The following is a 15,983-nucleotide window of genomic DNA, read 5'->3' on the forward strand; positions in this document are numbered from 1 at the left end:
GGCTTGCCCGGGTTTGACACACAAATCGAGCGTGTGCAAGGGGTGTCAACGGCACCGGGCCCCGGCCCCCCTTTCGCAAGAGGGGGCCGGGGCCCGGTGTCTGTCCGTGCGTCAGATCGACGGCGTCAGAGCAGTTCGGTGACCGAACCGCCGGCCGCGGTGATCTTCTCGGCGGCGGGGCCGGAGACGGCGTCGACCGTCACCTGCAGCGCCACCGCGATGTCGCCCTGGCCGAGGACCTTGACGAGCTCGTTCTTGCGAACGGCGCCCTTCGCGATCAGGTCGGCCACGGTGACCTCGCCACCGTTCGGGTAGAGCTCGGCCAGGCGGTCCAGGTTCACGACCTGGAACTGCTTGTGGGCCGGGTTCTTGAAGCCCTTCAGCTTCGGCAGGCGCATGTGGAGGGGCATCTGGCCACCCTCGAAGCGCTGCGGAACCTGGTAGCGGGCCTTGGTGCCCTTGGTACCACGACCTGCAGTCTTGCCCTTGGAGCCCTCACCGCGACCAACACGGATCTTGTCCTTCTTGGCGCCCGGGGCGGGCTTCAGGTTGTGGAGCTTGATCGGCGAGTCCGACATGATCAGTCCACCTCCTCGACCGTGACGAGGTGGCGAACGGTGTGGACCATGCCGCGGATCTCCGGGCGGTCCTCCTTCACCACGGTGTCGTTCAGCCGCTTCAGGCCGAGCGAACGGAGGGTGTCACGGTGGTTCTGCTTGCTACCGATGTACGACTTGGTCTGAGTGACCTTCAGGCGAGCCATCAGGCGCTCACCCCAGCCGCACGGGCCCGGAGCAGCGCGGCCGGGGCCACGTCCTCCAGGGGCAGGCCACGACGGGCGGCGATCTCCTCGGGGCGCACGAGGCCCTTCAGAGCGGCCACGGTGGCGTGCACGATGTTGATCGCGTTGTCCGAGCCGAGCGACTTCGACAGGATGTCGTGAACGCCGGCGCACTCCAGGACGGCACGCACCGGGCCACCGGCGATAACACCGGTACCGGGGGACGCCGGCTTCAGCAGCACGACGCCGGCGGCCTTCTCGCCCTGGATGGGGTGCGGGATGGTGCCCTGGATACGGGGGACCTTGAAGAAGTTCTTCTTGGCCTCCTCAACGCCCTTGGCGATGGCGGCCGGAACCTCCTTCGCCTTGCCGTAACCGACACCCACGGTGCCGTCACCGTCGCCCACCACGACCAGCGCGGTGAAGCTGAAGCGACGACCACCCTTGACAACCTTGGCGACACGGTTGATCGCGACGACGCGCTCGACGTAAGCGGTCTTCTCGGCGACCGGGGCGCCGCCCCGCTCGTCCCGCTTACGGTCGCGCCGCTCGCCACCGGTGCCGCCGCCGGCGCCGCTACCGCGGCGCTGGGGTCCAGCCATTGGAATTACCTCTCTCGTTTACGTCCGCCGACAGAGTCGACGAGCGGCTTAGAAGTCGAGCCCGGACTCGCGGGCCGCGTCCGCCAGGGCGGCGATGCGGCCGGCGTACCGGTTGCCCGCGCGGTCGAAGACGACCGACTCGACGCCGGCGGCCTTGGCGCGCTCGGCGACCAGGCTTCCGACCTTCTTGGCCAGCTCGGTCTTGTCGCCCTCGGTGCCCTTGATGGACACGTCGAGGGTGGACGCCGACGCCAGGGTGTGACCCTTGGCGTCGTCGATGACCTGGGCGACCATGTGGCGGTTCGAACGCGTCACGACGAGGCGCGGACGCACCTCGGTGCCGACGACGCGCTTGCGAACGCGAATGGCACGGCGCTTGCGGGCGGCGTTCTTGTAGGCGTTGCCCTTGCCGATCTTGACAGAGACGCTCATCGCTTACTTACCACTCTTTCCGACCTTGCGGCGGATGACCTCGCCCGCGTACTTGACGCCCTTGGCCTTGTACGGGTCGGGCTTGCGCAGCTTGCGGATCTTGGCGGCGATCTCGCCGACCTTCTGCTTGTCGGTGCCGTCCACGTGGAACTTGGTGGGCGTCTCGACGACGAAGGAGATCCCCTCCGGCGCGGTGACCAGGATCGGGTGGCTGTAGCCCAGCGCGAACTCCATGTCGGAGCCCTTCGCCGTGACTCGGTAGCCGACGCCGCTGATCTCCAGCGACTTGCGGTAGCCCGCGGTCACGCCGGTGATCATGTTCGCCACCAGCGTGCGCGACAGGCCGTGCAGGGCCTTCGACTGACGCTCGTCGTTCGGGCGGGTGACGACCAGAGTGCCGTCCTCGCCCTTGCCGATCTCGATCGGCGCGGCGACGACGTGGGTGAGGGTGCCCTTGGGGCCCTTCACCGAGACCGTCTGGCCGTCGATGGTGACGTCCACACCAGCGGGAACCTGGATGGGCAGCCGTCCAATGCGCGACATTGCTGTACCTCCGTTTCCCGAATTACCAGACGTAGGCGAGAACTTCTCCGCCTACGCCCTTCTTGGCGGCCTGCTTGTCGGTCAGGAGGCCGGAGGACGTGGAGATGATCGCCACGCCCAGGCCGCCGAGAACCTTCGGCAGGTTGGTGGACTTTGCGTACACACGCAGACCCGGCTTGCTGATGCGCTTGATGCCGGCGATGGAACGCTCGCGGTTGGGGCCGAACTTGAGCTCGATGGTCAGCTTCTTGCCAACCTCGTTCTCAGCGGGCTCCTCAACCTTGTAGGAGGAGATGTACCCCTCCTGCTGCAGGATCTCGGCGACGTGCGCCTTGATCTTGCTGGCCGGCATCGCCACGGAGTCGTGGTACGCCGAGTTCGCGTTACGCAGACGCGTGAGCATGTCTGCGATGGGGTCGGTCATGGTCATGGTGGCCTCAGGCCTCTCCCGCCGTGGTTTCTCCGCACCAGGTCCCCCTCCGCGCACTCGGTGGAGTGCGAAAGGGGCACAAGCGCAGGGGACCTACGACGTAGTAAGACTGAATGTTCGCGGACCCTCACGAGAGGGCCGCGGCTCGCCCGAAGGGGACGCCGCAGCAGGGGCCCGACCCCAACACCTTACGGGATCCCTTCCGGGAACCCAAAAGCGTCGAGGTCGGGCACGCTGCTCGCTGATGTCAGAACAGCTGGTAAGGGATTACCAGGAGCTCTTGGTCACGCCCGGCAGCTCGCCGCGGTGCGCCATCTCACGGAGGCACACACGGCACAGGCCGAACTTGCGGTACACCGAGTGCGGACGGCCGCAGCGCTGGCACCGGGTGTACGCCCGGACGCCGAACTTCGGCTTGCGCTGGGACTTGGCAATCAGGGCAGTCTTCGCCATGGCTCACGCCTCCTTGAACGGGAAGCCCAGAGCGCGCAGCAGCGCCCGGCCCTCATCGTCGGTCTGAGCGGTGGTCACGACGGTGATGTCCATACCGCGCTGACGGTCGACCTTGTCCTGGTCGATCTCGTGGAACATGACCTGCTCGGTCAGACCGAAGGTGTAGTTGCCACGGCCGTCGAACTGCTTGGGCGAGAGGCCGCGGAAGTCACGGATACGCGGCAGCGCCAGCGACACCAGACGGTCCGTGAACTCCCACATGCGGTCACCGCGGAGGGTGACGTGGCAGCCGATCGGCTGGCCCTCGCGCAGCTTGAACTGCGCGATGGACTTGCGGGCCTTGGTGACGGCCGGCTTCTGACCGGTGATCGCGGTCAGGTCCTTGATGGCACCCTCGATCAGCTTGCTGTCACGGGCGGCCTCGCCGACACCCATGTTGACCACGACCTTGACCAGGCCGGGGATCAGCATGACGTTCTCGTACGAGAACTGCTCGTGCAGCTGACCCTTGACCTCGGAGAGGTACTTCTCCTTGAGGCGGGGGGTCACCTTCTCAACAGTCGTCTCAGACATCAGATGTCCTCACCGGTCCGCTTGGCAACGCGGATCTTGTTGCCCTGGTCGTCAAAGCGGTAGCCGACGCGGGTGACGACCTTCTTGCCGTCCTTCTCCACGACCAGCTGGACGTTGGAGACGTGCACCGGGGCCTCGACGGTCACGATGCCACCCTGAGTGCCGGGGCCCGGCTTGGTGTGCTTCTTGACCCGGTTGACACCCTCGACCAGGACCTTGTTGTCAGCGGGGATGGCCTGGATGACCTTGCCCTGCTTGCCCTTGTCCTTGCCGGTGATGACCTGGACCAGGTCACCCTTCTTGATCTTCATGCTGTTCGCCATGGGTTAGAGCACCTCCGGCGCCAGCGAGATGATCTTCATGAACTTCTTGTCGCGCAGCTCGCGGCCCACCGGGCCGAAGATGCGGGTACCGCGGGGGTCGCCATCGGTGTTCTTGAGAACGACGGCGGCGTTCTCGTCGAAGCGGATGTACGAACCGTCCGGACGACGGCGCTCCTTGACGGTGCGAACGACGACGCACTTGACGACGTCGCCCTTCTTCACCGAACCGCCGGGGATCGCGTCCTTGACGGTGGCGACGATGACGTCCCCGATACCGGCGTAGCGGCGACCGGAGCCACCGAGAACGCGGATGCAGAGAATCTCCTTGGCACCCGTGTTGTCGGCGACGCGCAGTCGCGACTCCTGCTGGATCACAGCTTTCTCCTGATCGTCAACAAGTGTTGACGGGCCGGCCGCTGCTCACACCCGCGCCCCTGGGGGCCTGGTGCACATACGGCCGTACCGCGAACAACCTTGTTACTTGGCCTTCTCGAGGATCTCGACGACGCGCCAGCGCTTCGTCGCGGACAGCGGCCGGGTCTCCATCAGGAGGACACGGTCGCCGACACCGCACGCGTTCTGCTCGTCGTGCGCCTTCAGCTTGTTGGTACGGCGGATGACCTTGCCGTACAGCGCGTGCTTGACGCGGTCCTCGACGGCGACGACGACGGTCTTGTCCATCTTGTCGCTGACGACGAGACCCTCACGGGTCTTGCGGAAACCGCGCGTCTCGTTGGTGTTCTCAGTCATCAGGCGCTCTCCACCGTCTCGATGCCCAGCTCGCGCTCGCGCATCAGGGTGTAGATCCGCGCGATGTCCTTACGGACCAGCCGGAGCCGTCCGTGGTTGTCGAGCTGCCCGGTCGCCGCCTGGAAGCGGAGGTTGAACAGCTCCTCCTTGGCCTCACGGAGCTTGGCAACGAGACCCTCGTTGTCCAGTTCGCGAAGCTCAGCAGCCTTGGTAGCGGCCGACATCAGCTCTCACCGTCCTCGCGCCGAACGATCCGGCACTTCATCGGAAGCTTGTGCGCGGCACGGGTGAGCGCCTCGCGAGCAATCTTCTCGTTCGGGTACGACAGTTCGAACATGACCCGACCCGGGTGCACGTTCGCGATCCACCACTCCGGCGAACCCTTACCGGAACCCATGCGGGTCTCGGCCGGCTTCTTGGTGAGCGGGCGGTCCGGGTAGATGTTGATCCAGACCTTGCCGCCACGACGGATGTGACGGGTGATCGCGATACGAGCGGACTCGATCTGACGGTTCGTCACGTAGGCCGGGGTCACGGCCTGGATGCCGAACTGGCCGAACGCCAGCTCGGTGCCACCCTTGGCCGCGCCGCGGCGCTTCGGGTGGTGCTGCTTGCGGTGCTTGACCCGACGGGGGATCAGCATTGCGGTCAGGCCTCCGTTCCGGTGTTCTCGGCGGCAGCCGGAGCCTCCACCGCGGCCTGGGCCGCGGGGGCCTCGGCAGCGGCGGGACGACGGCCGCGGCCACCGCGCTCGCCACCACGGCCACCGCGCTCGCCACCGCGGGCGGGACGACCGCCCTCGGGACGGGCCGGGCGGTTGCCGGAGCGGGCGGCGGCGTTCTCAGCGCGGACCTCGGCGATGTTCTTGACGTCGCCCTTGTAGATCCAGACCTTCACGCCGATGCGGCCGAAGGTGGTCTTGGCCTCGAAGAAGCCGTAGTCGACGTTCGCGCGCAGGGTGTGCAGCGGCACACGGCCCTCGCGGTAGAACTCCGAACGGCTCATCTCGGCGCCGCCGAGACGACCGGAGCACTGGACCTTGATGCCCTTGGCGCCGGCCTTCATGGTCGACTGCATGCTCTTGCGCATGGCGCGACGGAAGGAGACGCGGGAGGACAGCTGCTCCGCGACGCCCTGAGCCACGAGCTGGGCGTCCAGCTCGGGGTTCTTGACCTCGAGGATGTTCAGCTGGACCTGCTTGCCGGTCAGCTTCTCCAGGTTGCCCCGGATCTTGTCGGCCTCCGCGCCGCGGCGGCCGATCACGATGCCCGGACGGGCGGTGTGGATGTCCACGCGGACGCGGTCACGGGTGCGCTCGATCTCCACCTTCGAGATGCCGGCGCGCTCCATGCCCTTCGTCATGAGACGCCGGATGGCGACGTCTTCCTTGACGTAGTCCTTGTACAGCTTGTCGGCGTACCAGCGGGACTTGAAGTCCGTGCTGATGCCGAGGCGGAACCCGTGCGGGTTAACCTTCTGGCCCATTACCGGGTCCCTTCCTTGCTGCTGACGACCACGGTGATGTGGCTGGTCCGCTTGCGGATCCGGTAGGCACGGCCCTGGGCGCGCGGACGGAACCGCTTCAGGGTCGGACCCTCGTCAACGTACGCCTCGGAGATGTAGAGGTCGTCCACGTTGGAGTGGTTGTAGTTGTGCGAGGCGTTGGCGATGGCGCTGTTCAGCACCTTGCCGACCGGCACAGTGGCAGCCTGCGGAGCGAAACGCAGGACCGCCTGGGCCTCCGTGGCCGGCAGGCCACGGATGAGGTCCACCACGCGGCGGGCCTTCATGGGCGTGACGCGGATGTACCGCGCCTGGGCCCTGGCTTCCATGGTTGTCCCCTTAATGGAGTAAGTCACTTTGTCGTTCTGGCGCTACAGCTCGCGGAAGCCCCTAGGCGAAGCCTCCGGAATCGAAGACTTAGCGACGCTTCGACTTGCGGTCTTCCTTCACGTGCCCCTTGAAGGTGCGCGTGGGAGCGAACTCGCCGAGCTTGTGGCCGACCATCGACTCGGTGACGAACACCGGGACGTGCTTGCGGCCATCGTGAACCGCGATCGTGTGGCCGAGCATGGCCGGGGAGATCACGGAACGACGGGACCAGGTCTTGATGACGTTCTGCGTGCCCGCCTCGTTCTGCACGTCCACCTTCTTCTGAAGGTGGTCGTCGATGAAGGGGCCCTTCTTGAGACTGCGCGGCATCTGACCTGCTCCTAGCGCTTCTTGTTGGTCTTGCGGCGGCGCACGATGAGGGAGTCCGACGCCTTGTTCGGGCGACGGGTCCGGCCCTCGGGCTTGCCCCACGGCGAGACCGGGTGGCGACCACCGGAGGTCTTACCCTCACCACCACCGTGCGGGTGGTCGATCGGGTTCATGGCCACACCACGCACGGTCGGGCGGACGCCCTTCCAGCGCATACGGCCGGCCTTGCCCCAGTTGATGTTCGACTGCTCGGCGTTGCCGACCTCGCCGACGGTCGCGCGGCAGCGCGCGTCCACCAGGCGGATCTCACCGGAGGGCATGCGCAGGTGCGCCATGCGACCCTCACGGGCGAGCAGCTGAATGCCGGAGCCCGCGGAACGGGCCAGCTTGGCGCCACCGCCGGGACGGAGCTCCACCGCGTGGATGGTGGTACCGACCGGGATGTTGCGGAGCGGCAGGTTGTTGCCGGGCTTGATGTCGGCGCCAGCGCCGTTCTCGACCCGGTCACCCTGCGCGATGCCGCGGGGGGCGATGATGTAGCGCTTCTCGCCGTCCGCGTAGTGCAGGAGCGCGATGCGCGCGGTGCGGTTCGGGTCGTACTCGATGTGAGCGACCTTGGCCGGCACGCCGTCCTTGTCGTGGCGACGGAAGTCGATCACGCGGTAGGCACGCTTGTGACCGCCACCCTGGTGGCGAGCGGTGATACGACCGGCGTTGTTACGGCCGCCCTTGCTGTGCAGCGGGCGAACCAGCGACTTCTCCGGCGTGGACCGCGTGATTTCGACGAAGTCGGCCACGCTGGAGCCGCGGCGGCCCGGCGTAGTCGGCTTGTACTTGCGGATACCCATTTCTGTCCTCGTCCTTTACGACGATCGCAGTCCCTGACCCGAGGGTCAGGCGACCGGACCACCGAAGATGTCGATGCGGTTGCCCTCGGCCAGCGTCACGATCGCGCGCTTGGTGTCCTTGCGCTTGCCGAAGCCCGTCTTGGAGCGCTTGCGCTTGCCCTGACGGTTCAGCGTGTTCACGGCCTCGACCTTGACCGAGAAGACCGCCTCGACGGCCTGCTTGATCTGGGTCTTGTTGGCACCGGGGGACACGACGAACGTGTACTTGTTCTCGTCGAGGAGCGAGTAGCTCTTCTCCGAGATGACCGGCTTGATCAGGACGTCACGAGGGTCCGTGAACGTCTTGGAGGTGATCTCGCTCATCAGGCGGCAGTCCCTTCGAGCTCGCCCTCAGCAGCAACGGCCTTGGCGGACGCGGCCGGACCGGCCACGAAACGCTCGAAGGCGGCCTGGGTGAAGACCACATCGTCGGAGACGAGCACGTCGTAGGTGTTCAGCTGGCCGGCGTCCAGGATGTGCACGTTCGGCAGGTTGCGAGCGGACAGGATGCCCAGCTCGTCCTCGCGCTCGACCACCAGGAGGAGGTTCTTGCGCTCGGAGATCTTGCCGAACAGGACCTTGGCGGCCTTGGTCGACGGAGCCTCGGTCGCGGTCACGCCGGTGACGACGTGGATGCGCTCGTGACGAGCCCGGTCGGTGAGCGCGCTGCGCAGGGCGGCGGCGATCATCTTCTTCGGGGTCCGCTGCGAGTAGTCGCGCGGCACGGGACCGTGCACGACGCCACCACCGGCGAACTGCGGGGCGCGGGTCGAGCCCTGGCGGGCGCGACCGGTGCCCTTCTGGCGGTACGGCTTCTTGCCGCCACCGCGGACCTCGCCACGACGCTTGACCTTGTGGGTGCCCTGGCGAGCCGCGGCGAGCTGCGCCACGACGACCTGGTGCATCAGCGGAACGCTGACCTTGGCGTCGAAGATCTCGGCGGGCAGCTCCAGGCTGCCGGCCTTGTCGCCGGCCGGCGACAGGATGTCAATGGTGCTCATATCCTTCACAGCCCCTTCGCCGCGGTGCGGACGAGGACGAGGCCGCCGTTCGGACCCGGGATCGCGCCCTTGATGAGCAGCAGACCCTTCTCCGCGTCGACCGCGTGCACGGTCAGGTTCTGGGTGGTCACGCGCTCGTGGCCCATCCGACCCGCCATGCGCATGCCCTTGAACACGCGACCCGGGGTGGCGCAGCCACCGATGGAGCCGGGCGAACGGTGCTTGCGCTGGGTGCCGTGACCGGCGCCGAGGCCCTTGAAGTTGTGACGCTTCATGACACCGGCGAAGCCCTTGCCCTTGGAGGTGCCGGTCACGTCGACCTTGACACCCGCCTCGAACAGCTCGGCGGTGATCTCCTGGCCCAGGGTGTACTCGGACGCGTCCGCGGTACGGAGCTCGACCAGGTGGCGGCGGGGGGTGACACCGGCCTTGGCGAAGTGGCCCTGGAGGGGCTTGTTCACCTTGCGGGGGTCGATCTCGCCGAAGCCGATCTGGACGGCGTCGTAGCCGGCCGGGCTGTCGGCGGTGTGGACCTGGGTCACGACATTGGGCCCAGCCTTGACGACGGTCACCGGGACGACCCGGTTGTTCTCGTCCCAGACCTGGGTCATGCCGAGCTTCTCGCCCAGGATGCCCTTAATCTGCTTAGCCATCTTCGGTGCGCCTCTCAGAGCTTGATCTCGATGTCGACGCCCGCCGGCAGGTCGAGACGCATCAGCGAGTCAACCGTCTTCGGCGTGGGGTCGAGGATGTCGATCAGACGCTTGTGAGTGCGCATCTCGAAGTGCTCGCGCGAGTCCTTGTACTTGTGCGGCGAGCGGATGACGCAGTAAACGTTCTTCTCAGTGGGCAGCGGCACCGGGCCCGCGACCTGCGCACCAGTCCTGATCACCGTCTCGACGATCTTCTTCGCCGAGGAGTCGATGACCTCGTGGTCGTAGGCCTTGAGCCGGATGCGGATCTTCTGTCCCGCCATGGCTACTTCGTAGTCCTTTGTGTCGTACGTCGCTGCACGACTCTCCTCCGACCCCCGCGCTCGGGCGTGTCGCACTCGCGCTTGCAAAAAACCGGCGAAACGATCTCGTCGGTTTCGAACTGCTGGGGGAGGTGGAGCCGGGCCGGTACCCCGCACACGCTTCCCGGAAGATTCCCGTACTTTCGCCCCGCAGCTGCCGCGGTGTCGCTTACACACCACTGCACCCACACACAGCACGTGGGAGCATGAACGGCCATTCACGGGAACGACGAGTACGTGGGACTCGCTTCCAGTCCTCCCGGCGGGAGGCGCGCAGCATCGGTACTCAACCGAGCAACTCAGACATCTTGCCACAGGACGAGGGCGATACGCCAATCGGGTTCACCCGCAGGGGTGCACGTCACACCCGTCGCGCGGTCGGCAAACCCGTTGGCGGCGGAAAAACACCGAGGGCCCGGCCCACTCCCGCGAAGGAGTGGGCCGGGCCCTGGAGTTGACCAGGGGTCAGATCGGCAATTACTTGACGATCTTGGTGACCTGGCCGGCGCCGACGGTGCGGCCACCCTCACGGATGGCGAACTTCAGGCCCTCCTCCATGGCGACGGGCTGGATCAGCGCGACGGTCATGGCGGTGTTGTCGCCCGGCATGACCATCTCGGTGCCCTCGGGGAGGGTCACGACGCCGGTCACGTCGGTGGTGCGGAAGTAGAACTGCGGGCGGTAGTTGTTGAAGAAGGGGGTGTGACGGCCACCCTCGTCCTTCGACAGGATGTAGGCCTGGGCCTCGAAGTCGGTGTGCGGCGTGACCGAACCCGGCTTGATGATGACCTGGCCGCGCTCGACGTCCTCGCGCTTGATGCCGCGGAGCAGCAGACCGACGTTCTCGCCGGCCTGGCCCTCGTCGAGCAGCTTGCGGAACATCTCGATACCGGTGACCGTGGTGGTGGTCTTGGTGGTCTTGATGCCGATGATGTCGACGGTCTCGTTGACCTTGAGGATGCCGCGCTCGATGCGGCCGGTGACGACGGTGCCACGACCGGTGATCGTGAAGACGTCCTCGATCGGCATCAGGAACGGCTGGTCGGTGAGGCGGGCCGGGGTCGGGATGGCCTCGTCGACCGCGTGCATCAGGCCGAGGAGCTTCTCGCCCCACTCCTTGTCGCCCTCGAGCGCCTTCAGCGCCGAGACGCGGACGACCGGCAGGTCGTCGCCCGGGAACTCGTACTCGGAGAGGAGCTCGCGGACCTCGAGCTCGACGAGCTCCAGGATCTCCTCGTCGTCCACCATGTCGGCCTTGTTCAGGGCGACGACGATGTAGGGGACGCCGACCTGGCGGGCCAGGAGGACGTGCTCCTTGGTCTGCGGCATCGGGCCGTCGGTGGCGGCGACGACGAGGATCGCACCGTCCATCTGGGCCGCACCGGTGATCATGTTCTTGATGTAGTCCGCGTGACCCGGGCAGTCGACGTGGGCGTAGTGACGCGCCTCGGTCTGGTACTCGACGTGCGCGATGGAGATGGTGATACCGCGCTGACGCTCCTCCGGCGCCTTGTCGATCTGGTCGAACGGCGTGAAGGGGTTGATGTCCGGGTACGCGTCGTGCAGCACCTTGGTGATGGCCGCGGTCAGCGTGGTCTTACCGTGGTCGATGTGACCGATGGTGCCGATGTTGACGTGGGGCTTCGTCCGCTCGAACTTCGCCTTCGCCACTGCAGTCCTCCTGAGGACAGTTCTGTACGCCGTACGACGTCAGTTGGTCTGGATCGGGTTGTTGGCACGGGGCGCTGGTGTCGCGCCCCGTTGCCGTCCCGCGGGTGGGGGTGCCGGAGGGCTCCCGGGCGGAACCCGGACGGGCAAGCGTCCGGGTGCCCTCCTTCTAGCCTAAAGGGTCTGATTCATCCCGATTACCGGGACGTCACTCGCCCTTGGCCTTGGCGATGATGTCGTCCGCCACGTTCCGCGGAACCTCGGCGTACGAGTCGAACTGCATCGAGTAGCTCGCGCGACCAGAGGTCTTGCTGCGCAGGTCACCGACGTAGCCGAACATCTCGGAGAGCGGCACCAGCGCCTTGACGACGCGGGCACCGTGACGCTCCTCCATGGCCCGGATCTGGCCACGGCGGGAGTTGATGTCGCCGATCACGTCGCCCATGTAGTCCTCGGGGGTGGTGACCTCGACGGCCATCATCGGCTCCAGCAGAGCCGGCGACGCCTTCTTGGCACCTTCCTTGAACGCCATGGAACCGGCGATCTTGAACGCCAGCTCGGACGAGTCGACGTCGTGCGACGCACCGTCGAGCAGGCTGACGCGGACGCCCTGGAGCGGGTAGCCGGCGAGCACGCCGAACTCCATGGCCTCCTGGCAACCGGCGTCGACCGAGGGGATGTACTCCTTCGGAACGCGGCCACCGGTGACCTTGTTCACGAACTCGTAGCCCTCGCCGGACTCCAGCGGCTCGATCGCGATCTGGATCTTCGCGAACTGGCCGGAACCACCGGTCTGCTTCTTGTGCGTGTAGTCGATGCGCTCGACGGCCTTGCGGATCGTCTCGCGGTACGCCACCTGCGGCTTGCCGACGTTGGCCTCGACCTTGAACTCGCGGCGCATGCGGTCGACCAGCACCTCGAGGTGCAGCTCGCCCATGCCGGCGATGATCGTCTGGCCGGTCTCCTCGTCGGTGTTGACCTGGAAGGACGGGTCCTCCTCGGCCAGGCGCTGGATGGCGACACCCAGCTTCTCCTGGTCGCCCTTGGACTTGGGCTCGATCGCGACGCGGATGACCGGGGCCGGGAAGTCCATGGACTCCAGGATGACCGGCTGCTTCTCGTCGGACAGCGTCTCACCGGTGGTGGTCTGCTTGAGGCCCATGACGGCGATGATGTCGCCGGCGCCCACCGAGTCGATCTCCTCACGCTTGTTCGCGTGCATGCGGTAGATCTTGCCGATGCGCTCCTTCTTGCCCTTGACGGAGTTCAGCACCGAGGTGCCGGACTCCAGGCGGCCGGAGTACACGCGGACGAAGGTGAGCTTGCCCAGGTGCGGGTCAGACATGATCTTGAACGCGAGCGCGGCGAGCGGCTCGTCGTCCGAGGCCTGACGGACGATCTTCTCGTCGGGGTTGTTCGGCTTGGTGCCCTCGATGCCCTCGATGTCGAGGGGCGACGGCAGGTACTTCACAACCGCGTCGAGCAGGGGCTGGACGCCCTTGTTCTTGAACGCCGAGCCGCAGAAGATCGGGGTGAAGTCCGAGTTCAGCGTGCCCTTGCGGATCGCCGCGACCAGCAGCTCCTCGGGGATGTCCTCGCCCTCCAGGGCGAGCTCCATCACCTCGTCGCTGACGTTCGAGATGGTGTCGATCAGGGCCTCGCGGTACTCCGCGGCCTGCTCGGCGAGGTCGGCCGGGATGTCGACGGTGTCGTACATCTCGCCCTTGGGCGCGTCGGCCGAGTAGACCAGGGCCTTCATCTTCACCAGGTCGACGACGCCGGTGAAGTCGGCCTCGGCGCCGATCGGCAGCTGCATGACCAGCGGGGTGGCGCCGAGGCGGTCCACGATGGTCTGCACGCAGAAGAAGAAGTTGGCGCCCGTGCGGTCCAGCTTGTTGATGAAGCAGATGCGCGGGACGCCGTAGCGGTCAGCCTGCCGCCACACGGTCTCGGACTGGGGCTCGACACCGGCGACGCCGTCGAACACCGTCACGCCACCGTCGAGCACGCGCAGCGAGCGCTCCACCTCGACGGTGAAGTCGACGTGGCCCGGGGTGTCGATGATGTTGATGGTGTTGTCGACGCCGTCGAGGGTCCAGTGACAGGTCGTCGCGGCCGACGTGATGGTGATGCCGCGCTCCTGCTCCTGCTCCATCCAGTCCATCGTGGCAGCGCCGTCGTGGACCTCACCGATCTTGTACGAGACACCGGTGTAGAACAGGATCCGCTCGGTGGTGGTGGTCTTGCCCGCGTCGATGTGCGCCATGATCCCGATGTTGCGGACCTTGGCGAGGTCAAGGGAGGTTGCAGCCATGGTGGCTCGTTCTCTCTCTGTCTAGTGACGGGGTTCGGACTACCAGCGGTAGTGCGCGAAGGCCTTGTTGGACTCGGCCATCTTGTGGGTGTCCTCGCGACGCTTCACGGAAGCGCCCAGACCGTTGCTGGCGTCGAGGATCTCGTTGAGCAGACGCTCGGTCATGGTCTTCTCGCGACGGGCGCGGGAGTAACCGACCAGCCAGCGCAGCGCCAGGGTGTTGGCGCGGCCCGGGCGGACCTCGACCGGCACCTGGTAGGTGGCGCCACCGACGCGGCGGGACTTGACCTCGAGGGTCGGCTTGACGTTCTCCAGGGCGCGCTTGAGCGCGACCACCGGGTCGGCGCCGGTCTTCTCGCGGACGCCCTCGAGGGCTCCGTAGACGATCCGCTCGGCGGTGGAGCGCTTGCCGTGCAGCAGGATCTTGTTGACCAGCGAGGTCACCAGGGGGGAGCCGTAGACCGGGTCGATGATGACCGGGCGCTTCGGGGCGGGGCCCTTACGAGGCATTCTTACTTCTCCTTCTTGGCGCCGTAGCGGCTGCGGGCCTGCTTGCGGTTCTTGACACCCTGGGTGTCGAGGGAGCCGCGGATGATCTTGTAGCGGACACCAGGAAGGTCCTTCACACGGCCACCGCGGACCAGCACGATGGAGTGCTCCTGCAGGTTGTGGCCCTCGCCCGGAATGTAAGCGGTGACCTCGATCCCGCTGGTGAGGCGCACACGGGCGACCTTGCGGAGAGCCGAGTTCGGCTTCTTCGGGGTGGTCGTGTACACACGCGTGCAGACGCCGCGGCGCTGGGGCGAACCCTTCAGTGCGGGCGTCTTGTTCTTCTCGACCTTGTCCTGCCGGCCCTTTCGGACCAGCTGCTGGATCGTAGGCACCGTTTCTCCGTTTTCTGTGTGCCAAGGCTTGGTGGAACTAACCTGCGGTATGGCCCGCACCCTCCGACCCACGCGGTCGGGTGTGTTGGCCTTCTTCGGGGGAAGAATCGCGGAATCCCATGAGCTGCGCTGCGGCTACGGCGCACACCGAGCGGGTGGAGTCTCCGCTGCGGCGGCCGATCTGCTGGCACGCACAAGGACCCGGGCACACCCCAGGCACAAGGTCAGAGCGTACCTAGCGCACAGGCGGCGGTCAAAACAAATGGGGCGCGCCCGGGTGGGTCCGCCTCCGGGCCCGGCACGGGATCGGGCCGCCGCGGCGGCCCGCGGAGCCTCCGGATCAGCTCCCCGCCGTGACCATCAGGAGGAACAGCAGGAGCGTCACCGACAGCCAGCCCATGATCAGACCGAACACCGCCAGGCCGTCCCCGTCCTCCCCGGTGGTGCGCAGCCGGGCCCGGGCCAGGTGACCGGTGGCCACCGCGGCGGTGCCGGCGAGGCCGAGCGCGGCCAGGCCGGCCGGCCCGGCGACGGCGGCGGCGAAGCCGGACACCGGCAGCGCCAGGCACCCGAGCGTCAGGGAGGCCACCGCCAGGCCGTTGTTGCGGGCGGGCGGCGCCGGGACGAAGGCCGGCATGAAGGTCGGCGGCACCACCGGCGCGGCGAAGGGCTGCGCCACCGGGGCGGGCGCGGCGAAGGGCTGCACCATCGGGCCGGACGGCAGGTCGGCCACCAGAGCGGCCAACTGCCCGTAGGTGGCGGCCTGGTGGGCGGCGGACATCCGCTGCTCGTACTCGGCGGCGGTCAGCCGGCCCTCCGCGAAGGCGGCCTTCAGCACGTCGATGGTGCGGTCGCGGTCGGAGTTGGCGGCCCGCATCGCGGACTGCGGCGTCGCTGCCGGCTGCCAGGGCTGCTGCCCGTACGGCGCCGGCGGCCCCCATTGCCCTGCCACCGCAACCACCTCCCGTTCCCCGCGCTGCGCGTGCGCTCCCAGCATGCAGGACGAACGGAGGGGCCGGGTAGTTGCCGGTGCGGGGGACGGAGCCGCCGGGAAGGGGTTGCGCGCCGCCGGAGGGGGGATGCCCGGGTGAAGGAACGATCATAGGAACGCGCCGTCCGGACCCG

At 67.2% G+C, this 15,983-nt stretch carries 26 protein-coding genes; all 26 read right to left on the reverse strand.

From position 1 onward, the window contains the following. Positions 1-125: 125 nt before the first annotated feature. The gene (gene rplO, locus ABD345_RS12265; RefSeq protein ID WP_380273573.1) at positions 126-578 is read right to left on the reverse strand and encodes a 50S ribosomal protein L15; all 453 of its coding nucleotides are present in this window, start codon (positions 576-578) and stop codon (positions 126-128) included. Between the two features lie 2 nt (positions 579-580). Next, positions 581-763, reverse strand: coding sequence for a 50S ribosomal protein L30 (rpmD, locus tag ABD345_RS12270; RefSeq protein WP_014136270.1), 183 nt, complete (start codon positions 761-763; stop codon positions 581-583). Continuing rightward, positions 763-1,383, reverse strand: coding sequence for a 30S ribosomal protein S5 (gene rpsE / locus ABD345_RS12275; RefSeq protein WP_030457410.1), 621 nt, complete (start codon positions 1,381-1,383; stop codon positions 763-765). Before rpsE ends, rpmD begins: the two co-directional genes overlap by 1 nt. A 48-nt stretch (positions 1,384-1,431) precedes the next feature. Further along, a complete protein-coding gene (rplR, locus tag ABD345_RS12280; protein ID WP_014136272.1) occupies positions 1,432-1,815 on the reverse strand; it encodes a 50S ribosomal protein L18 in 384 nt (127 codons plus the stop codon). Between the two features lie 3 nt (positions 1,816-1,818). Next, complete coding sequence (rplF, locus tag ABD345_RS12285) at positions 1,819-2,358, reverse strand: 50S ribosomal protein L6 (RefSeq protein WP_344552027.1); 540 nt, start codon at positions 2,356-2,358, stop codon at positions 1,819-1,821. Positions 2,359-2,380: 22 nt separating this feature from the next. After that, positions 2,381-2,788, reverse strand: coding sequence for a 30S ribosomal protein S8 (rpsH, locus tag ABD345_RS12290; protein ID WP_100837834.1), 408 nt, complete (start codon positions 2,786-2,788; stop codon positions 2,381-2,383). Positions 2,789-3,055: 267 nt separating this feature from the next. Further along, the gene (locus ABD345_RS12295) at positions 3,056-3,241 is read right to left on the reverse strand and encodes a type Z 30S ribosomal protein S14 (RefSeq protein WP_344552028.1); all 186 of its coding nucleotides are present in this window, start codon (positions 3,239-3,241) and stop codon (positions 3,056-3,058) included. A gap of 3 nt (positions 3,242-3,244) precedes the next feature. After that, the gene (rplE, locus tag ABD345_RS12300; protein ID WP_344552029.1) at positions 3,245-3,814 is read right to left on the reverse strand and encodes a 50S ribosomal protein L5; all 570 of its coding nucleotides are present in this window, start codon (positions 3,812-3,814) and stop codon (positions 3,245-3,247) included. Beyond that, positions 3,814-4,125: a 50S ribosomal protein L24 gene (rplX, locus tag ABD345_RS12305; RefSeq protein ID WP_030457413.1), complete on the reverse strand. Its 312-nt coding sequence runs from the start codon at positions 4,123-4,125 to the stop codon at positions 3,814-3,816. The genes rplE and rplX overlap by 1 nt, the downstream gene beginning before the upstream one ends. 15 nt (positions 4,126-4,140) lie before the next feature. After that, positions 4,141-4,512: a 50S ribosomal protein L14 gene (rplN, locus tag ABD345_RS12310; protein WP_030300391.1), complete on the reverse strand. Its 372-nt coding sequence runs from the start codon at positions 4,510-4,512 to the stop codon at positions 4,141-4,143. A gap of 102 nt (positions 4,513-4,614) precedes the next feature. Beyond that, on the reverse strand, positions 4,615-4,887 hold the full coding sequence (gene rpsQ, locus ABD345_RS12315) for a 30S ribosomal protein S17 (RefSeq protein WP_014136278.1): 273 nt from the start codon (positions 4,885-4,887) through the stop codon (positions 4,615-4,617). After that, positions 4,887-5,111 carry a 50S ribosomal protein L29 gene (gene rpmC / locus ABD345_RS12320; RefSeq protein WP_344552030.1) on the reverse strand — a complete coding sequence of 75 codons (225 nt, stop codon included), beginning with the start codon at positions 5,109-5,111 and terminating at the stop codon, positions 4,887-4,889. The genes rpsQ and rpmC overlap by 1 nt, the downstream gene beginning before the upstream one ends. Then, positions 5,111-5,530, reverse strand: a complete 420-nt coding sequence (gene rplP, locus ABD345_RS12325) for a 50S ribosomal protein L16 (protein ID WP_030457415.1) — start codon at positions 5,528-5,530, stop codon at positions 5,111-5,113. Before rplP ends, rpmC begins: the two co-directional genes overlap by 1 nt. A 5-nt stretch (positions 5,531-5,535) precedes the next feature. Next, positions 5,536-6,372: a 30S ribosomal protein S3 gene (rpsC, locus tag ABD345_RS12330; protein ID WP_344552031.1), complete on the reverse strand. Its 837-nt coding sequence runs from the start codon at positions 6,370-6,372 to the stop codon at positions 5,536-5,538. Further along, positions 6,372-6,719, reverse strand: a complete 348-nt coding sequence (gene rplV, locus ABD345_RS12335; RefSeq protein ID WP_033250909.1) for a 50S ribosomal protein L22 — start codon at positions 6,717-6,719, stop codon at positions 6,372-6,374. The genes rpsC and rplV overlap by 1 nt, the downstream gene beginning before the upstream one ends. 88 nt (positions 6,720-6,807) lie before the next feature. Then, positions 6,808-7,089: a 30S ribosomal protein S19 gene (rpsS, locus tag ABD345_RS12340; RefSeq protein ID WP_014136283.1), complete on the reverse strand. Its 282-nt coding sequence runs from the start codon at positions 7,087-7,089 to the stop codon at positions 6,808-6,810. 11 nt (positions 7,090-7,100) lie between these two features. After that, positions 7,101-7,937 (reverse strand): 50S ribosomal protein L2, encoded by an 837-nt coding sequence (rplB, locus tag ABD345_RS12345; RefSeq protein WP_344552032.1) that lies wholly within the window; start codon positions 7,935-7,937, stop codon positions 7,101-7,103. 45 nt (positions 7,938-7,982) lie between these two features. Continuing rightward, on the reverse strand, positions 7,983-8,300 hold the full coding sequence (gene rplW, locus ABD345_RS12350) for a 50S ribosomal protein L23 (protein WP_014136285.1): 318 nt from the start codon (positions 8,298-8,300) through the stop codon (positions 7,983-7,985). After that, the gene (gene rplD / locus ABD345_RS12355; protein WP_014136286.1) at positions 8,300-8,977 is read right to left on the reverse strand and encodes a 50S ribosomal protein L4; all 678 of its coding nucleotides are present in this window, start codon (positions 8,975-8,977) and stop codon (positions 8,300-8,302) included. The genes rplW and rplD overlap by 1 nt, the downstream gene beginning before the upstream one ends. A 5-nt stretch (positions 8,978-8,982) precedes the next feature. Then, positions 8,983-9,630, reverse strand: coding sequence for a 50S ribosomal protein L3 (gene rplC / locus ABD345_RS12360; RefSeq protein WP_014136287.1), 648 nt, complete (start codon positions 9,628-9,630; stop codon positions 8,983-8,985). Positions 9,631-9,644: 14 nt separating this feature from the next. Then, a complete protein-coding gene (rpsJ, locus tag ABD345_RS12365) occupies positions 9,645-9,953 on the reverse strand; it encodes a 30S ribosomal protein S10 (protein WP_012785157.1) in 309 nt (102 codons plus the stop codon). Between the two features lie 516 nt (positions 9,954-10,469). Further along, positions 10,470-11,663, reverse strand: coding sequence for an elongation factor Tu (gene tuf / locus ABD345_RS12370; protein WP_030457430.1), 1,194 nt, complete (start codon positions 11,661-11,663; stop codon positions 10,470-10,472). A gap of 205 nt (positions 11,664-11,868) precedes the next feature. Next, on the reverse strand, positions 11,869-13,974 hold the full coding sequence (gene fusA / locus ABD345_RS12375; RefSeq protein ID WP_344552033.1) for an elongation factor G: 2,106 nt from the start codon (positions 13,972-13,974) through the stop codon (positions 11,869-11,871). 39 nt (positions 13,975-14,013) lie between these two features. Further along, positions 14,014-14,484, reverse strand: coding sequence for a 30S ribosomal protein S7 (rpsG, locus tag ABD345_RS12380; RefSeq protein ID WP_030457432.1), 471 nt, complete (start codon positions 14,482-14,484; stop codon positions 14,014-14,016). Positions 14,485-14,486: 2 nt separating this feature from the next. Then, complete coding sequence (gene rpsL / locus ABD345_RS12385; protein WP_014144289.1) at positions 14,487-14,858, reverse strand: 30S ribosomal protein S12; 372 nt, start codon at positions 14,856-14,858, stop codon at positions 14,487-14,489. A 340-nt stretch (positions 14,859-15,198) separates the two neighbouring features. Further along, positions 15,199-15,810 carry a DUF1707 and DUF4190 domain-containing protein gene (locus ABD345_RS12390; protein WP_344552034.1) on the reverse strand — a complete coding sequence of 204 codons (612 nt, stop codon included), beginning with the start codon at positions 15,808-15,810 and terminating at the stop codon, positions 15,199-15,201. Between the last annotated feature and the right edge of the window lie 173 nt (positions 15,811-15,983).

The sequence above is a fragment of the Kitasatospora saccharophila genome, from assembly GCF_039529925.1.
Taxonomy (GTDB): Bacteria; Actinomycetota; Actinomycetes; order Streptomycetales; family Streptomycetaceae; genus Kitasatospora; species Kitasatospora saccharophila.

Bases quoted from the DNA above. Each gene is read 5' to 3' on its own strand.
- rplR (WP_014136272.1), bottom strand. From the start codon at position 1,815: ATGAGCGTCTCTGTCAAGATCGGCAAGGGCAACGCCTACAAGAACGCC.
- rplO (WP_380273573.1), bottom strand. From the start codon at position 578: ATGTCGGACTCGCCGATCAAGCTCCACAACCTGAAGCCCGCCCCGGGC.
- rpsS (WP_014136283.1), bottom strand. From the start codon at position 7,089: ATGCCGCGCAGTCTCAAGAAGGGCCCCTTCATCGACGACCACCTTCAG.
- rpsJ (WP_012785157.1), bottom strand. From the start codon at position 9,953: ATGGCGGGACAGAAGATCCGCATCCGGCTCAAGGCCTACGACCACGAG.
- rpmC (WP_344552030.1), bottom strand. From the start codon at position 5,111: ATGTCGGCCGCTACCAAGGCTGCTGAGCTTCGCGAACTGGACAACGAG.
- rplC (WP_014136287.1), bottom strand. From the start codon at position 9,630: ATGGCTAAGCAGATTAAGGGCATCCTGGGCGAGAAGCTCGGCATGACC.
- rplX (WP_030457413.1), bottom strand. From the start codon at position 4,125: ATGAAGATCAAGAAGGGTGACCTGGTCCAGGTCATCACCGGCAAGGAC.
- rplE (WP_344552029.1), bottom strand. From the start codon at position 3,814: ATGTCTGAGACGACTGTTGAGAAGGTGACCCCCCGCCTCAAGGAGAAG.
- rplV (WP_033250909.1), bottom strand. From the start codon at position 6,719: ATGGAAGCCAGGGCCCAGGCGCGGTACATCCGCGTCACGCCCATGAAG.
- rplD (WP_014136286.1), bottom strand. From the start codon at position 8,977: ATGAGCACCATTGACATCCTGTCGCCGGCCGGCGACAAGGCCGGCAGC.
- rpsC (WP_344552031.1), bottom strand. From the start codon at position 6,372: ATGGGCCAGAAGGTTAACCCGCACGGGTTCCGCCTCGGCATCAGCACG.
- rplW (WP_014136285.1), bottom strand. From the start codon at position 8,300: ATGAGCGAGATCACCTCCAAGACGTTCACGGACCCTCGTGACGTCCTG.
- rplF (WP_344552027.1), bottom strand. From the start codon at position 2,358: ATGTCGCGCATTGGACGGCTGCCCATCCAGGTTCCCGCTGGTGTGGAC.
- ABD345_RS12295 (WP_344552028.1), bottom strand. From the start codon at position 3,241: ATGGCGAAGACTGCCCTGATTGCCAAGTCCCAGCGCAAGCCGAAGTTC.
- rpsH (WP_100837834.1), bottom strand. From the start codon at position 2,788: ATGACCATGACCGACCCCATCGCAGACATGCTCACGCGTCTGCGTAAC.
- rpsE (WP_030457410.1), bottom strand. From the start codon at position 1,383: ATGGCTGGACCCCAGCGCCGCGGTAGCGGCGCCGGCGGCGGCACCGGT.
- rpsG (WP_030457432.1), bottom strand. From the start codon at position 14,484: ATGCCTCGTAAGGGCCCCGCCCCGAAGCGCCCGGTCATCATCGACCCG.
- rplP (WP_030457415.1), bottom strand. From the start codon at position 5,530: ATGCTGATCCCCCGTCGGGTCAAGCACCGCAAGCAGCACCACCCGAAG.
- fusA (WP_344552033.1), bottom strand. From the start codon at position 13,974: ATGGCTGCAACCTCCCTTGACCTCGCCAAGGTCCGCAACATCGGGATC.
- rplB (WP_344552032.1), bottom strand. From the start codon at position 7,937: ATGGGTATCCGCAAGTACAAGCCGACTACGCCGGGCCGCCGCGGCTCC.
- rpsQ (WP_014136278.1), bottom strand. From the start codon at position 4,887: ATGACTGAGAACACCAACGAGACGCGCGGTTTCCGCAAGACCCGTGAG.
- rpmD (WP_014136270.1), bottom strand. From the start codon at position 763: ATGGCTCGCCTGAAGGTCACTCAGACCAAGTCGTACATCGGTAGCAAG.